Annotated in this window: 19 protein-coding genes and 1 riboswitch; of the genes, 11 read left to right on the forward strand and 8 right to left on the reverse strand. The window is 74.6% G+C overall.

Going from position 1 to position 21633, the window contains the following annotated elements; all coding sequences use genetic code 11:
* Positions 1–12 precede the first annotated feature (12 nt).
* Positions 13–1203: a S1 family peptidase gene (locus tag D2L64_RS04055; protein WP_119573236.1), complete on the forward strand. Its 1191-nt coding sequence runs from the start codon at positions 13–15 to the stop codon at positions 1201–1203.
* 134 nt (positions 1204–1337) lie between these two features.
* Here the strand turns inward: D2L64_RS04055 and D2L64_RS04060 are convergent, their stop codons facing one another.
* The gene (locus D2L64_RS04060) at positions 1338–3068 is read right to left on the reverse strand and encodes a YbjN domain-containing protein (RefSeq protein WP_407663051.1); all 1731 of its coding nucleotides are present in this window, start codon (positions 3066–3068) and stop codon (positions 1338–1340) included.
* On the reverse strand, positions 3065–3544 hold the full coding sequence (locus D2L64_RS04065; protein WP_119573238.1) for a type III secretion system chaperone family protein: 480 nt from the start codon (positions 3542–3544) through the stop codon (positions 3065–3067). The genes D2L64_RS04060 and D2L64_RS04065 overlap by 4 nt, the downstream gene beginning before the upstream one ends.
* 112 nt (positions 3545–3656) lie before the next feature.
* Between D2L64_RS04065 and D2L64_RS04070 the strand changes: the two genes are divergently transcribed.
* Positions 3657–6104, forward strand: coding sequence for an FtsK/SpoIIIE family DNA translocase (locus D2L64_RS04070; protein ID WP_119573239.1), 2448 nt, complete (start codon positions 3657–3659; stop codon positions 6102–6104).
* A gap of 75 nt (positions 6105–6179) precedes the next feature.
* Here the strand turns inward: D2L64_RS04070 and D2L64_RS04075 are convergent, their stop codons facing one another.
* Both D2L64_RS04075 and D2L64_RS04080 read right to left on the reverse strand, forming a co-directional pair.
* Positions 6180–6407, reverse strand: coding sequence for a hypothetical protein (locus tag D2L64_RS04075; protein WP_119573241.1), 228 nt, complete (start codon positions 6405–6407; stop codon positions 6180–6182).
* Between the two features lie 86 nt (positions 6408–6493).
* Entirely contained in the window at positions 6494–6808 is a 315-nt protein-coding gene (locus D2L64_RS04080; RefSeq protein WP_119573243.1) for a DMT family transporter, read from the reverse strand.
* A gap of 58 nt (positions 6809–6866) precedes the next feature.
* A riboswitch (guanidine-III (ykkC-III) riboswitch) is annotated at positions 6867–6933 on the reverse strand.
* Between the two features lie 92 nt (positions 6934–7025).
* On the opposite strand from D2L64_RS04080, the gene D2L64_RS04085 reads away from it, so the two are divergent.
* The 7 genes from D2L64_RS04085 (at position 7026) to pspM (ending at position 13306) form a co-directional block, all read left to right on the forward strand.
* Positions 7026–7955, forward strand: coding sequence for an ornithine cyclodeaminase family protein (locus D2L64_RS04085; RefSeq protein WP_119573245.1), 930 nt, complete (start codon positions 7026–7028; stop codon positions 7953–7955).
* 89 nt (positions 7956–8044) lie between these two features.
* Complete coding sequence (rimO, locus tag D2L64_RS04090) at positions 8045–9580, forward strand: 30S ribosomal protein S12 methylthiotransferase RimO (RefSeq protein WP_233558748.1); 1536 nt, start codon at positions 8045–8047, stop codon at positions 9578–9580.
* 56 nt (positions 9581–9636) lie between these two features.
* Positions 9637–10230: a CDP-diacylglycerol--glycerol-3-phosphate 3-phosphatidyltransferase gene (gene pgsA / locus D2L64_RS04095; RefSeq protein ID WP_119573470.1), complete on the forward strand. Its 594-nt coding sequence runs from the start codon at positions 9637–9639 to the stop codon at positions 10228–10230.
* A gap of 118 nt (positions 10231–10348) precedes the next feature.
* Entirely contained in the window at positions 10349–10855 is a 507-nt protein-coding gene (locus D2L64_RS04100) for a CinA family protein (RefSeq protein WP_119573248.1), read from the forward strand.
* A 124-nt stretch (positions 10856–10979) separates the two neighbouring features.
* On the forward strand, positions 10980–11438 hold the full coding sequence (locus D2L64_RS04105) for a helix-turn-helix domain-containing protein (RefSeq protein ID WP_119573250.1): 459 nt from the start codon (positions 10980–10982) through the stop codon (positions 11436–11438).
* Between the two features lie 205 nt (positions 11439–11643).
* A complete protein-coding gene (locus D2L64_RS04110; protein WP_119573252.1) occupies positions 11644–12507 on the forward strand; it encodes a PspA/IM30 family protein in 864 nt (287 codons plus the stop codon).
* 22 nt (positions 12508–12529) lie between these two features.
* Positions 12530–13306 (forward strand): phage shock envelope stress response protein PspM, encoded by a 777-nt coding sequence (pspM, locus tag D2L64_RS04115; RefSeq protein WP_119573254.1) that lies wholly within the window; start codon positions 12530–12532, stop codon positions 13304–13306.
* Positions 13307–13498: 192 nt separating this feature from the next.
* Here the strand turns inward: pspM and D2L64_RS04120 are convergent, their stop codons facing one another.
* The gene (locus D2L64_RS04120; protein WP_119573256.1) at positions 13499–17239 is read right to left on the reverse strand and encodes a hypothetical protein; all 3741 of its coding nucleotides are present in this window, start codon (positions 17237–17239) and stop codon (positions 13499–13501) included.
* Between the two features lie 267 nt (positions 17240–17506).
* Positions 17507–18307 (reverse strand): DNA-formamidopyrimidine glycosylase family protein, encoded by an 801-nt coding sequence (locus D2L64_RS04125; RefSeq protein ID WP_119573258.1) that lies wholly within the window; start codon positions 18305–18307, stop codon positions 17507–17509.
* Between the two features lie 112 nt (positions 18308–18419).
* Between D2L64_RS04125 and D2L64_RS04130 the strand changes: the two genes are divergently transcribed.
* Positions 18420–19616 carry a hypothetical protein gene (locus D2L64_RS04130; protein WP_119573260.1) on the forward strand — a complete coding sequence of 399 codons (1197 nt, stop codon included), beginning with the start codon at positions 18420–18422 and terminating at the stop codon, positions 19614–19616.
* Between the two features lie 52 nt (positions 19617–19668).
* Here the strand turns inward: D2L64_RS04130 and D2L64_RS04135 are convergent, their stop codons facing one another.
* Positions 19669–19896, reverse strand: a complete 228-nt coding sequence (locus tag D2L64_RS04135; protein WP_233558749.1) for a CPCC family cysteine-rich protein — start codon at positions 19894–19896, stop codon at positions 19669–19671.
* A gap of 64 nt (positions 19897–19960) precedes the next feature.
* Positions 19961–20797, reverse strand: a complete 837-nt coding sequence (locus tag D2L64_RS04140) for an SAM hydrolase/SAM-dependent halogenase family protein (RefSeq protein WP_233558750.1) — start codon at positions 20795–20797, stop codon at positions 19961–19963.
* 132 nt (positions 20798–20929) lie between these two features.
* On the opposite strand from D2L64_RS04140, the gene D2L64_RS04145 reads away from it, so the two are divergent.
* Entirely contained in the window at positions 20930–21547 is a 618-nt protein-coding gene (locus D2L64_RS04145; RefSeq protein WP_119573266.1) for a hypothetical protein, read from the forward strand.
* Positions 21548–21633: the final 86 nt, after the last annotated feature.

Consider the following 21633-nt stretch of genomic DNA (forward strand, 5'->3'; position numbering starts at 1 on the left):
GGAGCGTGGCGGATGGACCGCAGGAGATTCACAGCCATCGGTGTCGTGGTGGCGGCGGTGGGCGCGGCGGCGGCGGTGACCCTGCCGTCGTTCGCCGGTGACGGCGGCGCGCCGCGTAGCGCGCCGCCGACCGGCCCGGCGGTGGTCGAGGGCGCGGATCCGGAGGTCGTCGAGGCGCTGCGCCGCGACCTGGGCCTGGACCAGGCGCAGGTCGCGGCGCGGCTGAAGACCGAACGCTGGGCGACCGGGGTGGTCGACCAGTTGCGGACCGAACTCGGCGCGGACTACGGCGGCAGTTGGCTCAGCGCGGACGGCAGTCAGCTCAACGTGGCGGTCGCCGATCCCGCCGAGGCGCGGCGGGTCCGGGCCACCGGCGCGGTACCGAAGGTGGTCGAGCGCGGGGTCGGGCAACTCGACGCGTTGAAGACCCGGATGGACCGGGCCGCGGCCGGGGCTCAGCAGGTCTCGGGCTGGTACGTCGACGTCGCCTCGAACAGCGTCGTGGTGCTCGCCGAGCCGGGCTCCGAGTCGGCCGGCTGGCGGTTCGTGGCCCGCGCCGGGGTGCCCCGGCAGGCGGTCCGGATGGCCACCGAGGCGCAGCCGCGGCTCTTCGTCGACGTACGCGGCGGCGAGGCGTACCTGAACGGCGCCGGCCGCTGCTCCGTCGGCTTCGCGGTGGTGGGTGGCTTCGTCACCGCCGGACACTGCGGCCGGGTCGGCGACCGCACCACCCACTTCGACGGATCACCGCAGGGCGTCTTCCGGGCCTCCTCCTTCCCCGGCGACGACTGGGCCTTCGTTCAGGTGAACAGCAACACCACGGTGCTGCCGGAGGTGACCGACTTCCGGGGCGGCATCGCCCGGGTCGCCGGCTCCCAGGAGGTGCCGGCCGGCTCGTCGATCTGCCGGTCCGGTTCCACCACCGGGGTCCGCTGCGGCACGGTGCAGGCCCGCAACGCAACCGTGCGCTACCCCGAAGGACTGGTCAGCGGCCTGGTCCGGACCAACGTGTGCGCCGAACCGGGCGACTCCGGCGGTTCGTGGATCTCCGGCAACCAGGCGCAGGGCGTCACCTCCGGCGGCTCGGGTGACTGCGTCCGTGGCGGCACGACGTTCTACCAGCCGGTCAACGAGATCCTGCAACGGAACAACCTGACCCTGGTCACCACGCAGAACTTCCGCTCGCTGAGCGGCCGGCGCTGATCCGGTCGGGCCCGGCGGGGTGCTGGACCTGCCGGGCCCGCCGCCGGGGCCGGGGTCCGCTGCGCCGCCGATCGCGCCGCCGCCTGCGCCGTTGGCCGCCACCGCGGCCGAACCCGGGGCCGGTCCGCTCGGGGTCAGGGCAGCGCGGCGACCGCCTCGGCGTACGCGACGCCGGTCCGTACCGCCGCGTCGACCAGGACCGTGACCTGGGTCGGGGCCACCCCGTACGCCAGGTCGGTGGCGACCTCACCGGCGAGCACCAGGTCACCGTCGCCGGGGTCGTGCACGTACGCCTTGGGTAGCAGCCGATCCCGGTTCCACCCGTTGCAGAACGCGTACGCCTCGGCGCGGCGGGTGGCCGGCAGCCGGCGGTCGGCGACCACCCGTGCGTGCAGGACGTCGCCGCGTTCCCCGGCCCGCCGGAACTGGATCACCGCGGCGCCCCAGCGGCCGAGCACCGTGCCGGCGGCGTCGAGGGTGTACCCGTCGCCGCGCCGATCCAGCACGGTGGTGATCATCTCCACGGTCAGCGCGCCCACCTCCCGCGCCGACGGCCCGTCGTCGTCCCCGGCGCTGTCCGCCCTGGAATCGTCGTCCCCGACACCCTGGTGCCCCCACGGCCCGTCGGTGCCCCACGGCCCGTCGCTCGCCTCGTCGCTCGCCTCGTCGGTCGGTGAGGCCGGGTCGTCGTCGGGCAACGGCACCGGCGGTGCGGTCGGTCGTTCGGCCAGCCAGGCGGCCATCCGACCGGACTGGTGACCGGTGCCGTTGCGGGCGTCGAAGCTGCCGGCCAGGGCGGTGGCGGCGGCGAGCAGGTCGGCACCGAGGGCGGTCACCGGCACCACGGCGACCGGCCGGCCCCGGTACGCCGGCCGGCGTACCGTCCGGTCGTCGCGGCCCTCGGCGGCGAGGGCGCAGACCAGCGCGCCCGCCGCGGCGAACTCCATCACGGACAGGTCGTCGTGCGGCTGGTCCAGTCGCGGCAACTGTTCGACGAGGATCTCCAGCCCCCGGTCGAGGTGCCCGCCGAGTGCGCAGTAGCGCAGGTGGGTGGCGAGGTGGGCGAACCCGTCGGGGGCCGACCGGTGCCGGCGGTACGCCCGGACGTGCGCCTGGGCCGCCCGCTGCGCCGCGCCCGCCCGCAACCAGGGCAGCAAGGCGCCCGCCAGGGCCGCCTCCGGCTGGGCGGTGCAGTGGGCGGGGCCGTCGAGTACCGGCTCGACGGCGGCGAGCGCCTCCGCCCAGTCGCCCCAACCGGCGAGCAGTTCGGCCTGGCGTACCGGCAGACAGTCGGGGCAGCCGGCGGCCGGGTCCGGCGCGGCGGCCCGCCAACGGCGCAGCCAGTGCCGGGCGGCGGGTTCGTCGCCGACGTGCTCGGCGACGCGGCAGCGCAACTGGGCCACCAGCGCCGACTCGTCGTCGGTCCGGACCGGGTCGGTCAACCCGTCGAGCAGGTTCCGGGCCTGGTCGAGCCCGATGCGGGGGGTGCCGAGCAGCGCCTCGACGGCGTACCGCTGGTAGCGCCGTGACGTCTCGTCGTCTGGCCCGACGCGGTGGGCGGACCCGGCCGGGGGGCGGGACCGGGTCGCCGCGTCGAGGCAGCGCCGGACCGGCTCGACGAGCCGCCAGCGTTCGCCCCCACGCAGGTGGGCCTCGACAAGTTCGGACCAGGCGTCCACCGCGGCCCGTGGGTCACCGGTGGCCTCGGCGAGCGCGGCGACGCGTTCCAGTTCGGCGATGCGGGCCTCACCGTCGGGCATGTCCCGGGCCTCGACCAGCGCGTCGGCGGCCCGCCGATCGGCCCGCGCGCCGCCGGGCAGCGCGGATCGTGGGCGTGCCCGGCCGCCGGTGGTCCACCCGGTCACGGTCGCGCCGTCCCCGCCAGCCGGCCCACCTCGGCGACCAGCCGGCAGCCGGCGCGGACGCCCCGGTCGAGCAGCCGGTCCAGTTGGTGCGGGGTGACCCCCCGTTCCAGGTCGGTGGTCACCTCACCGCAGACCCGGGCCCGGCCGGCGTCGTCGACGTGGACGAAGGCCTTCGGCCAGAACCGGTCCCGGTTCCAGCTGTTGCAGAACTCGTGCAGCGTGGGCACGGTCTCGACCGGAAAGGGGTGGATGGCGACGGTACGGACCTGGAGCAGTTCCCCGGCGTCACCGCTGCGCAGGAACCAGATGTGCGCGTCGGGCCAGCGGCCGACCAGGCTCCCGCCGGGGTCGACGGTCACCGGGTGCCCCCGGTTGGCGAGCACGGCGGCGACGAGGTCGTGGGTCAACGGCCGCAGCTCGGCCGGGTGCCCGGCCAGCGGACCGTCCAGATCGTCCTCGAACTCCGGCGACGCCATCGGCACCCCTTCGCCAGGCAGATATCACGGCACACGGTGGGGGTCGCGCTGCGACACGCGGACGCGACCAGGAAGACCGGCGTATCGCGGGGCCCGCCGTTACGGTGATGCTATGGCGGGCCGTACCTCTCAGGCGAGCCGGCGGCGCGGCGCGTCGCCGCGCGGTGGCGCGAACAACCGTGCCCGTCAACCGGCCAAGAAGACCAGCACGTCCGCGCGTCGCCGTGCCCCGGCCCGGGGTCCGGGCCCGGCCGCCTACGTCGGTCGGGCGGTCGGTGCGCTCTGGATGGGCCTGGCGCACGGCGTCGGCTGGGCGGTACGCGCCGCCGGCCGGCAGGCCGCCTCGGCCCGCGACCTCGACCCGGAGCACCGCCGTGACGGTGCCGGGCTGTTCGTGATCGGGCTCGCTCTGCTCAGCGCCGCGGCGCTCTGGTTCTCGGCCGCCGGTCCGGTCGGTGCCCGGCTGGCCGACACGGTCCGGCTCTTCCTCGGCGCCATCTCGATCGTGGTGCCGGTGCTGCTCGGCATCGGTGCCTGGCGGTTGATGCGCCAGCCCGGCGACCCCGAGCACCGGGGGCGGGGGCTGGTCGGCTGGGGTTCCATGCTGGTCGCCACCGCCGCGATGCTGCACATCGGTCAGCAGCCGGTCGATCCGGTCGAGCGTGACTTCGCCGGCGGCCTGGTGGGTGCGGGTGTGGGCAGCCTGTTGGAACGCGCGGTCACCGCCTGGGTCGCGGTACCGCTGCTGATCCTGCTGCTCGTCTTCGGCCTGCTGGTGGTCACCGCCACCCCGATCAACAAGATTCCCGAGCGGCTCGGCCTGCTCGCCGGTGCCGTGGTGGGCCAGGACGACCCGGAGACCGAGGAGGCCACCGCCGCGCCGGCCCGGCGTCGCCCGACGAAGCGGACCCCACCGCCGGTCGATCCGGACGACTTCGACGACCTGGACGACGTGGACCTGCAGGAGACCGTCGTTCTGCCACGCAAGGCGCCGTCCCGGGTGCCGGCGAGCCGCAGGCCGGCCGAACCGCCGGAGCACTCGCCCGCGCCGACCCGGGCCGAGCAGTTGGCGCTGACCGGCCTGGCCGGCGACTACACCCTGCCCCCGGCGAACATACTCGGCAGCGGCGCCGCGCCGAAGACCCGCAGCAAGGCCAACGACGAGGTGATCGCCGCGCTGACCGGCGTCTTCGAGCAGTTCGACGTGGACGCCGCGGTCACCGGGTTCACCCGTGGTCCGACGGTCACCCGCTACGAGGTCGAGCTGGGGCACGGGGTCAAGGTCGAGCGGATCACCCAGCTCTCCCGCAACATCGCGTACGCGGTGAAGTCGCCGGACGTCCGCATCCTCAGCCCGATCCCGGGCAAGAGCGCGGTGGGCGTGGAGATCCCGAACACCGACCCGGAGAACGTGGCCCTCGGCGACGTGCTCCGCTCCCGGGCCGCCACCAGCGACCACCACCCGATGCTGGTCGCCCTCGGCAAGGACATCGAGGGCGGCTACGTGGTGGCCAACCTCGCCAAGATGCCGCACATCCTGATCGCGGGCGCCACCGGCGCGGGCAAGTCGAGCTGCCTGAACAGCCTGCTGATGTCCATTCTGACCCGGGCCACGCCGGACGAGGTGCGGCTGCTGCTGATCGACCCGAAGCGGGTCGAGATGACCGGCTACGAGGGGATCCCGCACCTGGTCACGCCGATCGTGACGAACGCCAAGAAGGCGGCCGACTCGCTGGAGTGGGTCGTCCGTGAGATGGACATGCGCTACGACGACCTCGCCGCGAACGGGGTCCGGCACATCGACGACTTCAACCGGAAGGTACGCAACGGCGAGATCAAGGCGCCACCGGGCAGCGAGCGCGAGCTGCGCCCGTACCCGTACCTGCTGGTGATCGTGGACGAGCTGGCCGACCTGATGATGGTCGCGCCCCGCGACGTGGAGGACTCCATCGTCCGGATCACCCAGCTCGCCCGGGCCGCCGGCATCCACCTGGTGCTCGCCACCCAGCGCCCCTCGGTCGACGTGGTGACCGGCCTGATCAAGGCCAACGTGCCGTCCCGGCTGGCGTTCGCCACCTCGTCACTCGCCGACTCGCGGGTCATCCTCGACCAGCCGGGCGCGGAGAAGCTGCTCGGCCGGGGCGACGGGTTGTTCCTGCCGATGGGCGCGTCGAAGCCGGTGCGGATCCAGGGCGCCTGGGTCACCGAGCGCGAGATCAACGACGTGGTCAAGTTCTGCAAGGACCAGCGTGAGCCGGAGTTCCGCCCGGACGTGCTGGCCCCCGCGCAGGACGGCAAGAAGAAGATCGACGAGGACATCGGCGACGACCTGGACCTGCTGGTGCAGGCGGTCGAACTGGTGGTCACCTCGCAGTTCGGCTCGACCTCCATGTTGCAGCGCAAGCTGCGGGTCGGTTTCGCGAAGGCGGGCCGGCTGATGGACCTGATGGAGACCCGCGGCGTGGTCGGCCCCTCCGAGGGCTCCAAGGCCCGCGACGTGCTGGTCAAGCCGGACGAACTGGAGGAGGTCCTGGAGGGGCTGCGCGGCGCGGGCGAGTGACCGCGTACCGTTCGGCCGGTCCCGGACACACCTCGGGCCCGCCACCGCAGGTGACGGGCCCTTGGTCGGGCGTGCTCAGAGCGCGCTCAGGATCAGCATGCTGAGCAGCATGGCGACCACGTTGGCGCCAGCGGCGTACCAGCCCAGCGGCTTGTCGCCGAGCACCGCGCCGACGACGCCGAGGACCAGGCCGATCACTCCGAAGAGGATCGGGTTGAGTAGCAGCGCGAGTACCGCGCACACGAAGCCCACGATGGTGCAGATGCGAGCGGCACTGGTCGAGCGGGCGGTGCTGGTGGCCATGTCTGCCTCCGGATGGTGAGTCTGCCTCTGGCGTCCGATCTCTACCCACTGCGGAGACTCGCCAAGCACCTGCTGCCCGGCGGCGGTCAGTGGTAGATCTTCAGGCCGACCACCCCGGCGACGACCAGCAGCAGGCACAGGATCCGGGGCAGGCTGGCCGACTCGCCCAGCGCGAGCATCCCCACCAGGGCGGTGCCGGTCGCACCGATGCCCACCCAGATCGCGTAGCCGGTGCCGACCGGGATCTCCCGTAGCGCGTACGCCAGGCCGGCCATGCTCAGCACCAGCGTGACCGCGAAGACGGCGGAGGGCAGGGGTCGGGTGAAGCCGGCGCTGCGGTCCAGGGCGACCGCCCACGCCGTCTCCAGCAGTCCGGAGAGCACCAGCACGATCCAGGCCATCGGGTCACCTCTCGGGGCCGCCCGGGCCACCGGGGCGCCGGGACGAGTCGGGTCCAGCCACGGGGCGTCTTGGCCTGACCGGGTACGCCCACGACTCGTCCGGGATGGCCACGCGGGCCACCGGGGCCGACCGTAGCACCGCGCCGGGCGCCGCAGGCGGGTGAGCCCGATCACCCCGAGTGGACCTCAACCTCGCTTCACCTTGCACGATGGAGACATGACGCTGCTCGTCTCCGACCCGGAGGTCTCCGCCACCCTGGACGCCGCGACCACGGTGGCGGCGATGCGTCAGGCGTTGCTGGCCGCGTACCAGGGGCGGCTGGTGGCACCGCCGCGGACCGCCGCACCGCTGGCCGGCGGCCGGCTGGTGCTCACCGCCGGGCAGTTGGTCGGGCAGTGGTACGGGTATCGGTCGTACGACACCTTCGGGCACCCGGAGGCCGAACAGCTGGTGGTGCTGCACGACGCGGGCACCGGCGCGGTGCGGGCGGTGGCCGTGGGGGAGGAGCTGGGCTCCCGGCGTACCGGCGGGCTGGGCGGGGTCGCGGTGGATGCCCTCGCCCGCCCGGAATCGGCCACCCTCGGCGTGATCGGCTGCGGCGGTCAGGCCTGGACCCAGGTCTGGGCGACCGCCGCCGTGCGCCCGCTGCGCGAGGTGACCGTGTACAGCCGCTCGGCGGCCCGCCGGGAGGCGTTCGCCGCCCGGATCCGCGCCGAACTCGGCCTCGGCGCCCGGGCCGTGGACAGCGCCCGGGCGGCGGTACGCGACCGGGACGTGGTGGTGCTCGCCACCACCAGCCCGACGCCGGTGCTGACCGCCGCCGACCTGGCCCCGGGCACCCACCTGAACGCGGTCGGGTTCAAACAGCGGGGCCGCGCCGAGTTCGGCAGCGACCTGCTGGACGCCGCCGCCGTGCTGGTCACCGACTCACCGGCGCAGGCCGGGGCGTACCTCCCGCCGATGCTGGCCGCCGAACCGCCGTACGCCGCACGACTGCGTGACCTGGGCGCGGTGCTGGCCGGCGCGGCGTCCGGCCGCACCGACGCGGACCAGCTCTCGGTCTTCTGTTCGGTCGGCCTGGCCGGCACCGAGGTCTTCCTCCTCGACCACCTGGTCCGCACCCTCGCCCCGGCCGCCGCCGGCTGACCCGGGCCGCCACCCGCCGTGCCGGGTCCGGCTGCCGGTGTGGCGGCGGCCGCCCCGCCGAGCCGGCCGCGGCGGCCCGGTACCCTCGGATGGTGTCTGCCACCTCTCCTTCCGGCTCCAGCTCGGCGCACCCGGCGCCGGACCACGACCTGGCGCAGCCGTCGGCCGACGGCCGACGGGTCGCCCTGCTGACCCTGGGCTGCGCCCGAAACGAGGTCGACTCGGAGGAACTGGCCGCCCGCCTGCACGCCGACGGCTGGCAGGTGACCACCGACGGCGAGGGCGCCGACGTGGTGGTGGTCAACACCTGCGGCTTCGTGGAGAAGGCCAAGCAGGACTCCATCCAGACGTTGCTGGCCGCCGCCGACACCGGCGCCAAGGTGGTCGCCGCCGGCTGCATGGCCGAGCGGTACGGCCGGCAGCTGGCCGACAGCCTGCCCGAGGCCCAGGCGGTGCTCAGCTTCGACGACTACCCGCAGATCGCCGCCCGGCTGGACGCGGTGGTCGAAGGCCGCGAGTTCACCGCGCACACCCCCCGGGACCGGCGGGAGCTGCTGCCGCTGACCCCGGTCGCCCGCCGGGACAGCACGGTGTCGCTGCCCGGCCACGGCCGCGCCGCCGACGTCGACGAGCACACCCCCGCGCACCTGCGGACGGTGCTGCGTCGCCGGCTCGACAGCGGTCCGGTCGCCTCGCTGAAGCTGGCCAGCGGCTGCGACCGGCGCTGCGCGTTCTGCGCCATCCCCGCCTTCCGGGGCGCCTTCGTCTCCCGCACCCCGGACGAGTTGCTCGCCGAGGCCGAGTGGCTGGCCAAGACCGGCGTCCGCGAGCTGGTCCTGGTCAGCGAGAACTCCACCTCGTACGGCAAGGATCTCGGTGACCCCCGGGCGTTGGAGAAGCTGCTCCCGCAGCTCGCCGCGATCGACGGCATCGTCCGGGTCCGGGCCAGCTACCTCCAGCCGGCCGAGACCCGGCCGGGTCTGGTCGAGGCGATCGCCACCACGCCGGGCGTGGCGGCCTACTTCGACCTGTCGTTCCAGCACTCCAGTGAGCCGGTGTTGCGCCGGATGCGGCGTTTCGGCTCCACCGACCGGTTCCTGGAGCTGCTCGCCGCCGCGCGGGCGTTGGCGCCGGAGGCCGGGGCGCGGAGCAACTTCATCGTCGGCTTCCCCGGTGAGACCCGGGCCGACGTCGACGAACTGGTCCGGTTCCTCACCGCGGCCCGGCTCGACGCGATCGGCGTCTTCGACTACAGCGACGAGGACGGCACCGAGGCCGCCGGGCTGGCCGGCAAGGTCTCCGCGGCCACCGTCAAGCGCCGGTACGACAAGCTCAGCGCCCTCGCCGACGAGCTGTGTTCGCAGCGCGCCGAGGACCGGCTCGGCTCGACGGTCGAGGTGCTTGTCGACTCGGTCGACGGCGGCGTCGTCGAGGGGCGGGCCGCGCACCAGGCGCCGGAGGTGGACGGCTCGACCACCCTGGTCGCGCCGGACGGCGGCGGGGTCGACCTGGCCGCGCTGCGCCCGGGTGACCTGGTCCGCGCCACGGTGACCGGCACCGAGGGCGTCGACCTGGTCGCCGTACCGGAGGAGATGATCTCGGCGGCGCCCGGCGCGGTACGGTGACCGCGGGCCAGGACGAGGCGGGGGAGTTGTCCGGTGTGCTGCCCGAGCGGGGGCCGATGACCGGCGCGACGGGGTCGACGCCGACGCCGGTGGTGGCCCGGGTACCGGTGCTGAACGCCGCCAACGCGCTGACCGCGCTGCGGCTGATGCTGGTGCCGGTCTTCGCGGCCTCGGTCGCCGTCTCCGGCATGACGCGCCCCGGCTGGCAGGTCACCGCCTGCGTGATCTTCGCCGTCGCCTCGGTGACGGATCTGGTGGACGGCTGGATCGCCCGCCGGTTCTCGCTGGTCACCGCCGTCGGCAAGGTGGCCGACCCGATCGCCGACAAGGCGCTCACCGGCGCGGCCCTGCTCCTGCTGTCCTGGTACGACCGGTTGCCGTGGTGGGTGACGCTGCTCATCCTCGCCCGTGAGCTGGGCATCACCGCGCTGCGCTTCTGGGTGATCCGGCGCGGGGTGATCGCCGCCAGTCGAGGCGGCAAGGTCAAGACCGCCCTGCAGATCATCGCCATCACCTGGTACCTGTGGCCGATGCCGGTCGCGTTGGCCGTGGTCGGTCCCTGGATCATGGCCGCCGCGGTCGTGGTGACCGTCGCCACCGGCTTCGACTACGTCGCCCAGGCGCTGCGGCTGCGCAGGACGCGTGGCTGAGCGCGCCGCCAGCGGAGTGCACCGCCACCGGGTTCACCGCGTCCGGGCGCCGCGCGAGTAGAACCCGGCCCGGTCGGGAAGGATGCCAGACGTGGGTGTCAGAGAAGCCGAAGGAGCCATGGGCAGCGCGGCGGCCGGGGTGGTGCACCGCCTCACCGAGCGGCGGGAGACGGTGGCCACCGTCGAGTCGCTGACCGGAGGGCTGCTCGCCGCCACGATCGTGGAGATCGCCGGGGCGAGCGTCGTCTACCGGGGCGGGCTGGTGGTGTACGCGACCGAGTTGAAGGAGCACCTGGCCGGCGTACCGGCAGCGTTGCTGGCCGAGCGCGGGCCGGTCGACGCCGATGTGGCGGCGGCGCTCGCCGAGGGTGGCCGGCGCCGTTGCGGGGCCGACTGGGGCCTGGCCACCACCGGGGTGGCCGGCCCGCAGCCGCAGGACGGCAAGCCGGTCGGGCTGGTCTTCGTCGCGGTGGCCGGTCCGGACGGTACCGAGGTGCGCCAACTGGACCTCGACGGTGGGCGGGACCAGATCCGGGGTGCCAGCGTGACCGAGGCGCTGCGGCTGCTCACCGAGCACGTGCGGACCGGCACGGGGGTCGGGCGCGGTACCCGCGCGGCGGAGTAGCCGGGCGGGGCGGGATGTCGTGGCGGCTCGCACCGGGTACGGTTGCGGGAAGGCTCCGGCGACGGAGCCGGTGCCGCCGCCGGGCCGCACGGCCGGGCGAACCGTGTCCCTCAGGGGAGGTGCGATGGTCCTGCTACGCCGGGTGATCGGTGACGCACTACGGGCGCGCCGGCAGGGGCAGCACCGCACGCTGCGTGAGGTCTCGTCGGCCGCCAACGTCAGCCTGGGCTACCTGTCCGAGATCGAACGCGGCCAGAAGGAACCCTCCAGCGAACTGCTCGCCGCGATCTGCGACGCGTTGGGCGCCCGCCTCTCCGAGCTGTTGCGTGAGGTGAGTGACACCGTGGCGCTCGCCGAGCAGTTGCCGGGCGTGCTGGTGCCGGTGCAGGACGAGCCGGCCGAGCCGACGCCGGTGGGCGCCGGTGCCGCGGTCGCCAAGGCCACCGGCCGGGGCGTACGCCAGGTCAGCGGCGACGGTGTGGCCGTCTCGGTGCACCAGGAGTCCCCGCTCAAGGCGACCCTGCGCAGCACCCGGGTCCGGTCCGCCGAGCGCGCCGACCGGGATGTGGTCTGCGCCGCCTGAGTGTGCCGTGGCCGCTCGGGCCCGTCGGCCGATGGTCTCGGGTGGCGACCGCCGCGTAGGGTTGATCGCGGACGTCCCCTCGTCGCCGGTACGGATGCCGTACTGGTGGTCGGCTGGGACGATGGACCCACCATCGTCGGTGGCCGAGCTGGGCCACCCGACGTGAGGGCTGGCGCAGCGACGTTACTGAGGGGATACCGCGGAGATGGCTAACCCGTTCGTCAAGGGTTGGAAGTACCTGATGGCGCTCTTCGGCGCCCGAATCGACGAGCATGCCGATCCCAAGGTGCAGCTCCAGCAGGCCATCGACGAGGCGCACCGGCAGCACCAGGCGCTCGTCCAGCAGGCCGCCGCGGTGATCGGCAACCAACGGCAGCTGGAGATGAAGCTGTCCCGGCAGATGTCCGACGTCGAGCGGTTGCAGTCCAACGCCCGGCAGGCGCTGGTCCTCGCCGACCAGGCCCGGGCCAAGGGCGACGAGGCGGAGGCCGGGCGCTACGAGCAGTCCGCGCAGACCTTGGCCTCCCAACTGGTCTCCGCCGAGCAGGGCGCCGAGGACCTGAAGACCCTGCACGACCAGGCGCTCGCCGCGGCCGGCCAGGCCCGCCGGGCGGTGGAGAACAACTCGATGATCCTCCAGCAGAAGCTCGCCGAGCGCGCCAAGCTGCTCAGCCAGCTGGAGCAGGCCAAGATGCAGGAGACGGTGGCCGCCTCGCTGGAGTCGATGTCCGCGCTCACCGCGCCGGGCACCACGCCGAGCCTGGACGAGGTCCGCGACCGCATCGAGCGCCGCTACGCCACCGCGATGGGCCGTGCCGAGCTGGCCGGCAACTCCGCCGAGGGGCGGATGCTGGAGATCCAGAAGGCCACGCTCGACGTGGCCGGTTCGGCCCGGCTGGACCAGATCCGCGCCAGCATGGCCGGCGAGCAGCTGGGCGGCGCCGCCGGGCGCGGCGCGGTCGGCGGCGCGCAGCCGGCGGCCGCCGACCCGGGTGTCGCCCGGCTGGACGAGATCCGGGCCAACATGAACCGGGACCGGGGCACCGGCGACGCGAGCGCCGCCGGCTGACCGGAGGATCGAGGAGGCGACGGTGGCCGCAGACGAGCGCACCCGCTACTTCCGCCGGCTGGGCAAGCTACGCCGCTCCGCCCGGCGGTGGAGCGTACTGGCCGGTGGGCTCGGCGGCGCCACCGTCATCCTGACGCCGTACGCGGGTATCGGGCTGGCCGACGCCTTCTGGGCCGCCGCCGCGGGCGCCGCCACGGCGCTGGCCGGCTGGCGTTGGGCCGACCTGCGGGCGCTGGCCGCCCAACCGGCCCCGCCCGCTCTCGACCCGGCCCAGGCCGCCGCCCGCAACCGGGCCCGGCTGGTCGCCGCCGTGGAGCGGCTGCCGGTCGGCGCGGGCGTGGTGGCCGAGGTGCGCCGGGCCCGCTCCCGTGGTGCGCTGCGCGGCACCAGCGCCGCGCGGCCGTGGGAACGGCTGGACCGGGCCGCCGCGACGATGGCGTCGATGTCCGGCCGGCTGACCGGCCTCGCCGAGCCGGCCGTGGCGGAGGCGGCGACCGCCGAGCAGTCATTGCGGGAGCTGGCGGACCGGGTGGCCAGCGTGGAACGGGCCGTGCAGCTCGCCCCGGCGGACGCGCGCGGCCCGCTGGCGGATGCGCACCAGGCGCTGACCGGCCAGCTGGAGGCGGGCGTGGCGGCGTACGAGCGGCTGGTGGTGGCCGCTGCCGGCTACCTCGCCGAGGAGTACCGCCCGGAGGTCGAACACCCGGCCGCCGCCCGCCTGACGGAGGCCACCGACCTGCTGCACGGCTTCGCCTCGGCCCTGTCCGAACTCCGTGGCCGCCCCGCCCCCACCCGCTGACCCCGCCCGCCCACGTTCAGTGGGCGGGTGTGATGCTCACGCTGCGGCGGCACGGTAACTCCTAAGGTCTCCCGTAGTGGGAGAAGGCCAGGGATCTTGGACAGTTTCCGTTAGCAGCTAACGGAAACTGTCCAAGGTCTCGCGTGAGCGAGTGCGGCAACGCGTCGGGGCCTGTGGTGACGGTCAACCTGATCAGTCCGGGGTGGTGACGGGGACGGGGCCGGTGAAGGGGGAGGCGCCGACCACGTTGAACGAGCGGATCCGGTAGTGGTACGTGACACCCCGGGCCAGCCCGGTGTTGGTGAAGCCCCGGCCGGTGACGGTGAAGGTGGCCGGTTCCCGGGTGAAGGCGGCGTCGAGGGCCCGTTCCACGGTGAACCCGGCGCCCTGACCGGCCGGGGTGCTGGCCGCCCAGCCCAACACCACGGTCGCGGTGTCCGGGCCGGGTGCGCTGGTGGCCACGCTGACCGAGGTCGGTACGCCGGGGGTCGGTGGGGTGGTCACCGTGGCCACCGTCGACCAGGGCGAGGCGGCACCCAGGTAGGTGGTGCGGACCCGGTAGTAGTACGTGGTGTCGGGGGCGACCGCCGGGTCGAGGTGGTGGTCGCCGACACCGATGGCGGTGGTGCCCGGCCCGCTGGTGAAGGTCGGGTTGGTGGCCCGCTGCACGTCGATGCCGGTGGCGAAGGAGCGGTTGGCCCAGCGCAGCGCGACCCGCAGCGGCGCGGCCGGCGGGATGGTCGCGGCCAGTCCGGTCGGTGCGGCGAGCTGCACCGCGGCGGGGACACTGTTCGACCAGGCGGAGCAGCTCGCCGCGTTCTCGGCGCGGATGCGGTAGTGGTACGTGACGCCCGGGGTGATCGTGGCGTCGGTGTACCGGGTCGCCGTGGCCGCCACGGTGATCTCGGTCAGCCCGCCGGTGAACGTGGGGTCGGTGGCGCGCTGCAACAGCTGGCTGGTGGCCGGGGGGTGGCTGCCGTTGCCGGTCCAGGTCAGGTTGATCGCCGGTAGGGCGGTCGCCGAACCGGGCGCGGGGGTGGCGTTCAGGCCGCTGGGTGCCCGGGGCGACACGCGCACCACCAGGGGCCGGCTCATGCCCTGGTCGCGGTCGCCGGCCGCGGCGCTCGACCAGCGGTACTCCCAGCCCTGGTTGACCAGCTGGTTGGTCACCGCCGCCGGCCGTCCGTCGAGCGGACTGACCGGGGTGGAGCCGATGCGTACGCCGGCTGGTCGGGCCGGGTCGAGCAGCCGTACGCTGTCGCCGATCTTGAACGGGAGCGGCGGCGCCTCCGGTCGTAGCGCCAGGATCACGTCCTCGGCCGGGTCGACCCGGACGATCTGCTTCCAGCCGGACTCGCCCGGATGCGGCGCCCGGATCGTGCCGTCCCGGGCGACCCGCCCGACCACCTGGACGTCCAACCCTTCGAAGCGGATCGGGTGGCTCTGCCGTCCGGTGCCGCGTACCCGCCACAGTTGGGTGCCGTCGCCGGGCGCACCGACCGGCACGGCCGGGTCGCTGACGTGCAGGACCTCGGTGGCCGGGTCGGTCGGCCCGAGCGCGAGCACGTCCTCGGCGCGCGGCCCGGCGTGCGGGTGCACCACCCCGAGTCGACCGGTGAGTCGGCCGTGTTCCGGCTCGAAGACCTGCCGTACCGCCTTCACGGTCAGCGGCAGGGTCACCGGCGCGGCGGCGCCGGCCGGGACGAACTCGACAGCCGTGGCGTGCACCGGGATCCGGGTCGGACCGGCGGTGACCGTGCCGAAGCAGGGGTCGTACGCGGGCTCGGGCACGATCGGCGGACGTTGACTGGTCGCGTACGCGCCGGGCAGGCGTTGGCGCAGCCGGTCCAGGTCGTACGGCTCGGCCGGGGTGCCGACCACCCGCAGCTGCATCAGGGTGCGGGTGTTCGGGCCGTACCCGGGCACGGCCGGCGGCGCGCCACCCCCGGCGGTCTGGTCCGGCGCGGCGCTGTGCAGGTCGTAGCGGGGGTCGAAGGCGGGGAACGGGGCGGGACAGTCGTTGTAGAGCAGCAGCGTGCTGCCCGGTGCGACGGTGGCGAAGTCCACCAGCACGTCGGCGCGTTCCCCGGGGGCCAGCAGCAGCGCGTGTCCGTCGATGGTGAGCACGGTCGGATCGCGGCGGTCGTACCGGAAGCCGACCGGCCGGTTGGGGACCACCACGGGGGCCGGCAACAGCCCGCACTCGTTGCCGATCCGGATCAGTTCGGGTCCGCGGGCGTCCGGGTCGGGCACGCCACCGGGCCGCCCGTCGGTGGGCCAGTCGGCCGGTCGGCCGGGTGCCGCGACGGCGTCGACCATCGGGACCTCACCGGCGTCGGCGTCGGACAGCCGACCCTGCGGCGTCCACATCGGTGCGTCGGAGCCGGCCCGGTACAGCTGCAGGTTCAGCCACCGGTCGGTGCAGGCGTTCAGGATCCGCCACCGGTACACCCGGGGTTCGACCTCCAGGTACGGGTAGGCGGCGCCGTTGACCAGCACGGTGTCGCCGTACACGGCGGGCACGGCGCTGGGGTGCGGCACGCCGGGTACCTCCGGCGGCTCGTCCGGGTCGGCGTCCGGGTCGTGGCGCGGATTCGGTACCGCTGCCGCGGGTGAACCGTCGGCGGCGGCCACGGTACGCGACCACGGGCCGTAGTCCCACCGGCCGGTGGGGTTGCCGCCGTCCGGCCGGTACGGGTTCTGCCGGGGCTGGTAGACGTGCGGGTGCCAGAAGCTGCCCCGGGTGCCCCAGCGGTCCCGGTCCCAGGTGGGGTCCTGGGCGGCGAGCTGCGCGTCGTCCGGTACGAAGGTCTTGTCCTCGAAGACCAGGGGCAGCTGGTCGGCGGGGAGTACCGCGTCGGCGACCAGCCGCTCCTCCGCCTCGTCGCCGAGCAGGTAGAGCCCCACCTGTCCGGAGTAGACGGTCAGCCGGGACAGCCCGAGCGTGTTGTCGTGGAACCAGAGCAGCCGGCCGCTCTGCTCGTTCGGGTAGTACAGCGTGGTGGCGCCCTGGCCGGGGTGCGCCATGTCCGGTACGTGGCTCAGCTCCACCCCGGTCGGGTAGGGCGTGATCTCACCGGCGGGCGTGATCCACTGGCCGGGGTTGCCGGCGCTGATCCAGCCGGTGGCCGCGCCGCTGAGGTGCAGCACCGCCCGGTTCTGCGGGTACGGTGCCGGGCCGCCGAGCGGGCCCGCACCGGCGCCGGGCACGGTCGCGTCCACCGGCAGGAAGAGGTCGCCGGCCGGGCCGGTGGGCAGCTGGTTGATGAACTTGATCCGTACCGGCCGGCCCCGGCGGGCCAGCACGACCGGGCCGAGGTGCCAGGCGTGCGGCGGCGGGACGACCGTGTTGTGCCCGTCGCCGTCGGTGCCCAGGTTCAGCTGCCGGTAGCCGCGCAACCGGGTCGCCGGCAGGTCCCGGTGCAGCCGCTGGGTGTACTCCTGTAGGCCGATCTCGTAGTAGTCGCAGCCCGGATGGGTGATGGTGTCGGGTACCGCGACCGGCAGGTGGGCGCCGAGCGGCGTACGACCCAGGGCGCCGAGGCCGGGCAGCGGGTCGACGAACTTGCGGATCCCGGTGCCGGCCAGCACGGTCCCGCTGGCGTCGAGGACCGGCAGCGGGCTGTACGCGTGGTTGGGTACCGAGCCGAAGCAGCGGGGGGTCTCGGTCGGATCCAGGCTGGCCGGGGTGGCGGTGCCGGCGTGGCCGGTCGTGCTGATGCCGCCCCGGCGGCCGGCCGTGCCGATCCGGCCGGTGGTGGCGGTGCCGTCGCCGGGGGCGTTGCTGGCGGTGTCGTCGCCGGGGGTGCTGCTGGCGGTGTCCGGCGGGTCCGGGTCGGTTCGGGCGTCGGGGACGGCCGCGGGCACGCCCGGCTGGTCGGTGTGGGCGGCCCGGTCGAGCCAGGTCGACCGGAGTCTGCGGAACACGGCCATGGCTCTCCCGGTGATCGGGGCGTGCCGGCCACCACCCCGACGTGGTGGACCTCGGCGCACTGTGTTGACAATCCGTGAGCGCTCAACCGCAGCATGCGACGTGACGGGCCGGTTAAGGAAGTACCCAATCGTGTCAATCTGCTGCTCATTCGGCGTGTCGGCCCGCGCCACCCCGGTCGGACGCCACCCCGGCCGGCTGTCGCGTCGGGCGGGTGTCGTGCCGATCGGGTGTTGGCCCAGGTGGGCCGGGCCGTCCTGGTCGGACGGTCAGGCCGGCCCGGCGGCGGGCTGGCAGCGCGGACACCAGTAGGTGACCCGCTCGCCGAGTTCCTCCCTACGGATGGCGGTGCCGCAGCGGCGGCAGGGCTGGGCGCGCCGCCCGTAGACGTAGCTGGTCTGCCCGCGGCGTAGCGAGCCGGTGGTGCTCTGGGCCCACCGGCCCCGGTTGGCGGCCAGCAGGTCGTGGGCCAGGGCGGCCAGGCCGGGCAGGTCGGGCACCTCCCGCACGCGCGTCCGGGGGTGGATCCCGCGCAGGAACAGCACCTCGCACTTGTAGATGTTGCCGACGCCGGCCAGGTTGCGCTGGTCGAGCAGGGCCTCCGCGATGGTCTCCTCGGGGTGTTCGGCCAGCCGGCGCGCGGCCTCGGCCGGATCCCAGTCCGGGCCGAGCAGGTCGGGGCCGAGGTGGCCGACGAGCCGGTCCTCCTCGGTGGTCGGTACCAGGGCCACGTCGTGCAGGTGGTAGCCGACGGCGGTCGCGGTCGGTGCGCGCAGCACCACCCGGATCAGGTGCGCCGGTCGGGCGCTCCACCGCTCCCCGGGGGCGTACGTCCGCCAGGTGCCGTCCATCCGTAGGTGCGAGTGCAGGGTCCAGCCGTCCGCGCCGGTCGGATCCGCCAGCCGGAGCAGCAGGTGTTTGCCGCGGCTGGCGCACTCGTCCACCCGCCATCCGGTGAGATCGGTGGTGGCCAGCCGGGGTACCCGGAAGTCGGTGCCGGTGAGCCGGGTGCCGGCCAGCGCGCGGGTCAGTACGCGGGCGGTGTTCCAGACGGTGTCACCCTCGGGCATCTCGCCATTCTCCCCCAGCCGAGCCCAATTCACGTGTATCGCTATCTGTACTGCCCTTCTAGTGGATCTATGCATATAGGCACTATCGGGGGAACTATCTGGAGGAATGCCCATGAAGTTTCCCCGTATCCCTGTCCTCACGCTCGCCATGGCCGCGGTACTCACCGTGTCCCTGCAACCCGCACCCGCCTCGGCCGCCCGGGCCGACCGCTGGCACGCCGACCTCTCCGTCGTCGATGCCGACGACGTCAACGTCCGGCACACCCGGACCGGACTGCGGCTGGCCGACGCCCGGCCACCTGCCGCACCGGCTCCGCGCAGCGCCGTCGCCGAGGGCATGCTGGTGACCCCGACGCGGAACCTCAGCCGCCCGGCGACCCGGGTGCGGGCCGAGGTCGCCGCCGCCGCCAAGTCCGGCGCCACCGCCACCGTCCAGGTCCGTGGCTGGCGTACCAGTGGCTGGACCGAGTGGCGCGACGCCGTCCCGGCCGCCGTCTTCGACCAGCCGGTCCGCCAGGTGCAGGCCCGGGTGGTGCTCAGCGCCGGCGCGTCCGGCGCGACCGCCGAGGTGCGTACCGTCCGGCTGACCGCCGACCGGGTCGCCGTCACCGCCGCCACCCCTGGCCCCACCTACCGGGTGTACGCGACCCGGATCGGCCTGGTCGGCGAGACGACCGCCAACGGGCACACCGTGGCGCCCCGGGACCACTTCGTGGCCCTGCCGTCGCGCCGTGGCCTGTCCCCGCGCAACTCCGGTGACTACACCGTCCGGGTCTGCACCACCAGCGGCAGCCGCTGCGAGTACGCGCCGGTCTGGGACGTCGGCCCGTGGAACACCCGCGACGACTACTGGAACCCCAGCGCGGTACGGGAGAACTGGAAGGACCTGCCGCAGGGCCGGCCGCAGGCGCAGGCCGCGTACCAGTCCGGCTACAACGGCGGGCGGGACCAGTTCGGTCGGGTGGTGCTCAACCCGGCCGGCATCGACCTGGCCGACGGGACCTTCTGGGACGGGCTGCAGCTCACCACGAACTCGTGGGTCGACGTCGCGTACCTGTGGACCGGTAGCGGGCCCCGAGGGGTGGTCGGCGACGGACCGCTGAACATCCGATCCGGCCCGGGTACCTCGTACGCGACACGGGGCCTGGCCGCCCGGTACGCCAACGTGCCCGTCCAGTGTTACGTGACCGGGCAGACGGTGAGCGGTCCGTACCGCACCACGAACCGGTGGAACCGGCTGGCCAGCGGGCAGTTCGTCAGCCACGCGTACATCTCGGCGGTCTGGGGTGGTTCGGTGTCGCCCTGCTGATTCGGTACGCCGAGCCGGGCCGGTGTCGGGTGACACCGGCCCGGCCGCGTCGTCAGGGCAGTTCCTCCGGCCGGGGAGCGCGCACCAGGTCCTGGTAGCGGGGGTGGCAGGCGCCGTAGACGGCGAAGTTGAGCCGGGCCATGGTCAGGCTCAGATCCCCGTTCACGCCACCGCGCACCACCTCGGCGTCGGCATCACCCTGGCCGTCGTCGGTCCAGAAGCAGACCGGACAGGTGCCACCGCCGGTCCGGGACGCGCAGCAGGGACAGGCGGCAGGCACCCAGCGATCTTCCACCCCGACAGCCTTCCACAGTGGACGTTTCGAGCGTGTGGCGCCGGACCGGTCAGGAGGCGGCGAGTCCGTCGACCCGCAGCAGCGTACCGGGGACGGCGGAGAGCAACTCGGCCGCCCGGCCACCATTGACCGAGAGGGCGACCCGGCCGGCCGAGTCGACGTGCGCGAGCAGGGCGCCGACCGGGACGTCTGCGAAGGTACGCCCGTGCACCGCCCGGTGTCCACCGGTCCGGTCGCCCGCCGGGCGGACCCGCAGTCGGGCCGGTAGCGCGGCCAGCAGATCGGCCGGGGCGGCCAACTGGACGTTGCCGAAGTGGTCCACCGTCAACACCTCGGCGACGAACCCGTGCGGCTCCGGACGCACCACCGGCTCCGGCAGCCGCACCAACGTCGACGGGTCGACCGCCGGGCCGGCCTCGGGCAGCGGCGCGCCCACCGCGAGTCGGGCCGCGACCGGCGCGAACACGTCCCGGCCGTGGAAGGTCGCCGAGACCCGGGGCGCCAGCCAACGGGGGTTGGTCAGCTCCACCGCCTGGTCCACCCCGCCCAGCGCGTCGGCGGCGTCGAGCAGCAGGCCGTTGTCCGGCCCGACCAGCAGCCCGCCCGCCGTGGCCAGGGCGATCCCCCGGCGGGCCGTACCGACGCCCGGGTCGACCACCGCCACGTGCACCCCGTACGGCAGGTACGGCGTGGTCTGCGCGAGCACCGTCGCGCCCCGGCGGACGTCTCCCGGTGGCACCAGGTGGGTCACGTCGATCACCCGCAGCCGCGGTGCGAGCCGGGCGATGGTGCCGTGGCAGGCCGCCACGAACCCGTCGGCCAGCCCGTAGTCGGTGGTCAACGAGACGACCTCGGCCGGTGCGGGGCTGCGCGTACTGCTCGTCACGACACCGGATGTTACGGCCGGTACCGGCCGCTGCCGACGGCCCGGGTGATCGTCCATCGTGGCGGAAAAGCGACAGCGGCGCTGACCGACCGGCCACTGCCCGAGACCGGGCCGATTGGGCAGACTGCCAGGGTGACCAACCGGATCCTGTCGGCCGTCGTCCTGCTCACGGCTGCGGCCGCGCTCTCGGCCTGCGGCGGTGACCCGGACCGCCCGCCCGCCGCTGGACCGGCGGCGCCCCCGTCCGCCGGGCCCACCGGGCCGACCCCGGAACTACCGCCCGGCCCGCCGGAGAACACCACCGCGGCGCCGGCCGATCCGGCCACCGCGCCGACCGCCACCGCGCCCGTCGGTGGTGCCACCGCGCCGGCCGCGCCGAGCGCCGGCAGCAGCGCCCAGCGGTTGCCGCTGAGTGCACCGCCGGTGGAGTTGCCGCCCCGCCAGGCGGGGGCACCCAGCGCCCGGGACGTCGTCGCGGCCTTCCGCAAAGCCGGGTTGAAGGCCGGCAACTCCCGGGACCGCGCCGTCGAGTGTGGACCGGACGGGCTCGGGTTGGGCTGCTCGGAGCTGGTCGTGACCGACGGCGTCGCCGTGTACGTCTTCCCCGACGAGAGCAGCGCCGACGACATGGCGCAGCGGTGGACCGGTGCGTCGTACCGCAGCGGCACGGTGGTGCTCAACTACCTGGAGGCGCCCACGCCGAAGGCCGACCGCCCCCGCTACGAGAAGGTGCTGGCGGGCCTGCGCTGAGCCCGCCCGTCCCGATCGGGCCGCAGCCGCGCGGCTCTGGCACGGCGGTTGGGCGGCGGTTCAGGCGCGGCGGTTGGGCGGTTCTG

This window comes from Micromonospora radicis, from assembly GCF_003583405.1.
In the GTDB taxonomy this organism is placed as follows: domain Bacteria; phylum Actinomycetota; class Actinomycetes; order Mycobacteriales; family Micromonosporaceae; genus Micromonospora; species Micromonospora radicis.

Coding starts and splice junctions, on each gene's coding strand:
- D2L64_RS04055 (WP_119573236.1), top strand. CDS start 13: ATGGACCGCAGGAGATTCACAGCCATCGGTGTCGTGGTGGCGGCGGTG.
- D2L64_RS04065 (WP_119573238.1), bottom strand. CDS start 3,544: ATGGCGTCGCCGGAGTTCGAGGACGATCTGGACGGTCCGCTGGCCGGG.
- D2L64_RS04070 (WP_119573239.1), top strand. CDS start 3,657: ATGGCGGGCCGTACCTCTCAGGCGAGCCGGCGGCGCGGCGCGTCGCCG.
- D2L64_RS04075 (WP_119573241.1), bottom strand. CDS start 6,407: ATGGCCACCAGCACCGCCCGCTCGACCAGTGCCGCTCGCATCTGCACC.
- D2L64_RS04080 (WP_119573243.1), bottom strand. CDS start 6,808: ATGGCCTGGATCGTGCTGGTGCTCTCCGGACTGCTGGAGACGGCGTGG.
- D2L64_RS04085 (WP_119573245.1), top strand. CDS start 7,026: ATGACGCTGCTCGTCTCCGACCCGGAGGTCTCCGCCACCCTGGACGCC.
- rimO (WP_233558748.1), top strand. CDS start 8,045: ATGGTGTCTGCCACCTCTCCTTCCGGCTCCAGCTCGGCGCACCCGGCG.
- pgsA (WP_119573470.1), top strand. CDS start 9,637: ATGACCGGCGCGACGGGGTCGACGCCGACGCCGGTGGTGGCCCGGGTA.
- D2L64_RS04100 (WP_119573248.1), top strand. CDS start 10,349: ATGGGCAGCGCGGCGGCCGGGGTGGTGCACCGCCTCACCGAGCGGCGG.
- D2L64_RS04105 (WP_119573250.1), top strand. CDS start 10,980: ATGGTCCTGCTACGCCGGGTGATCGGTGACGCACTACGGGCGCGCCGG.
- D2L64_RS04110 (WP_119573252.1), top strand. CDS start 11,644: ATGGCTAACCCGTTCGTCAAGGGTTGGAAGTACCTGATGGCGCTCTTC.
- D2L64_RS04120 (WP_119573256.1), bottom strand. CDS start 17,239: ATGGCCGTGTTCCGCAGACTCCGGTCGACCTGGCTCGACCGGGCCGCC.
- D2L64_RS04125 (WP_119573258.1), bottom strand. CDS start 18,307: ATGCCCGAGGGTGACACCGTCTGGAACACCGCCCGCGTACTGACCCGC.
- D2L64_RS04130 (WP_119573260.1), top strand. CDS start 18,420: ATGAAGTTTCCCCGTATCCCTGTCCTCACGCTCGCCATGGCCGCGGTA.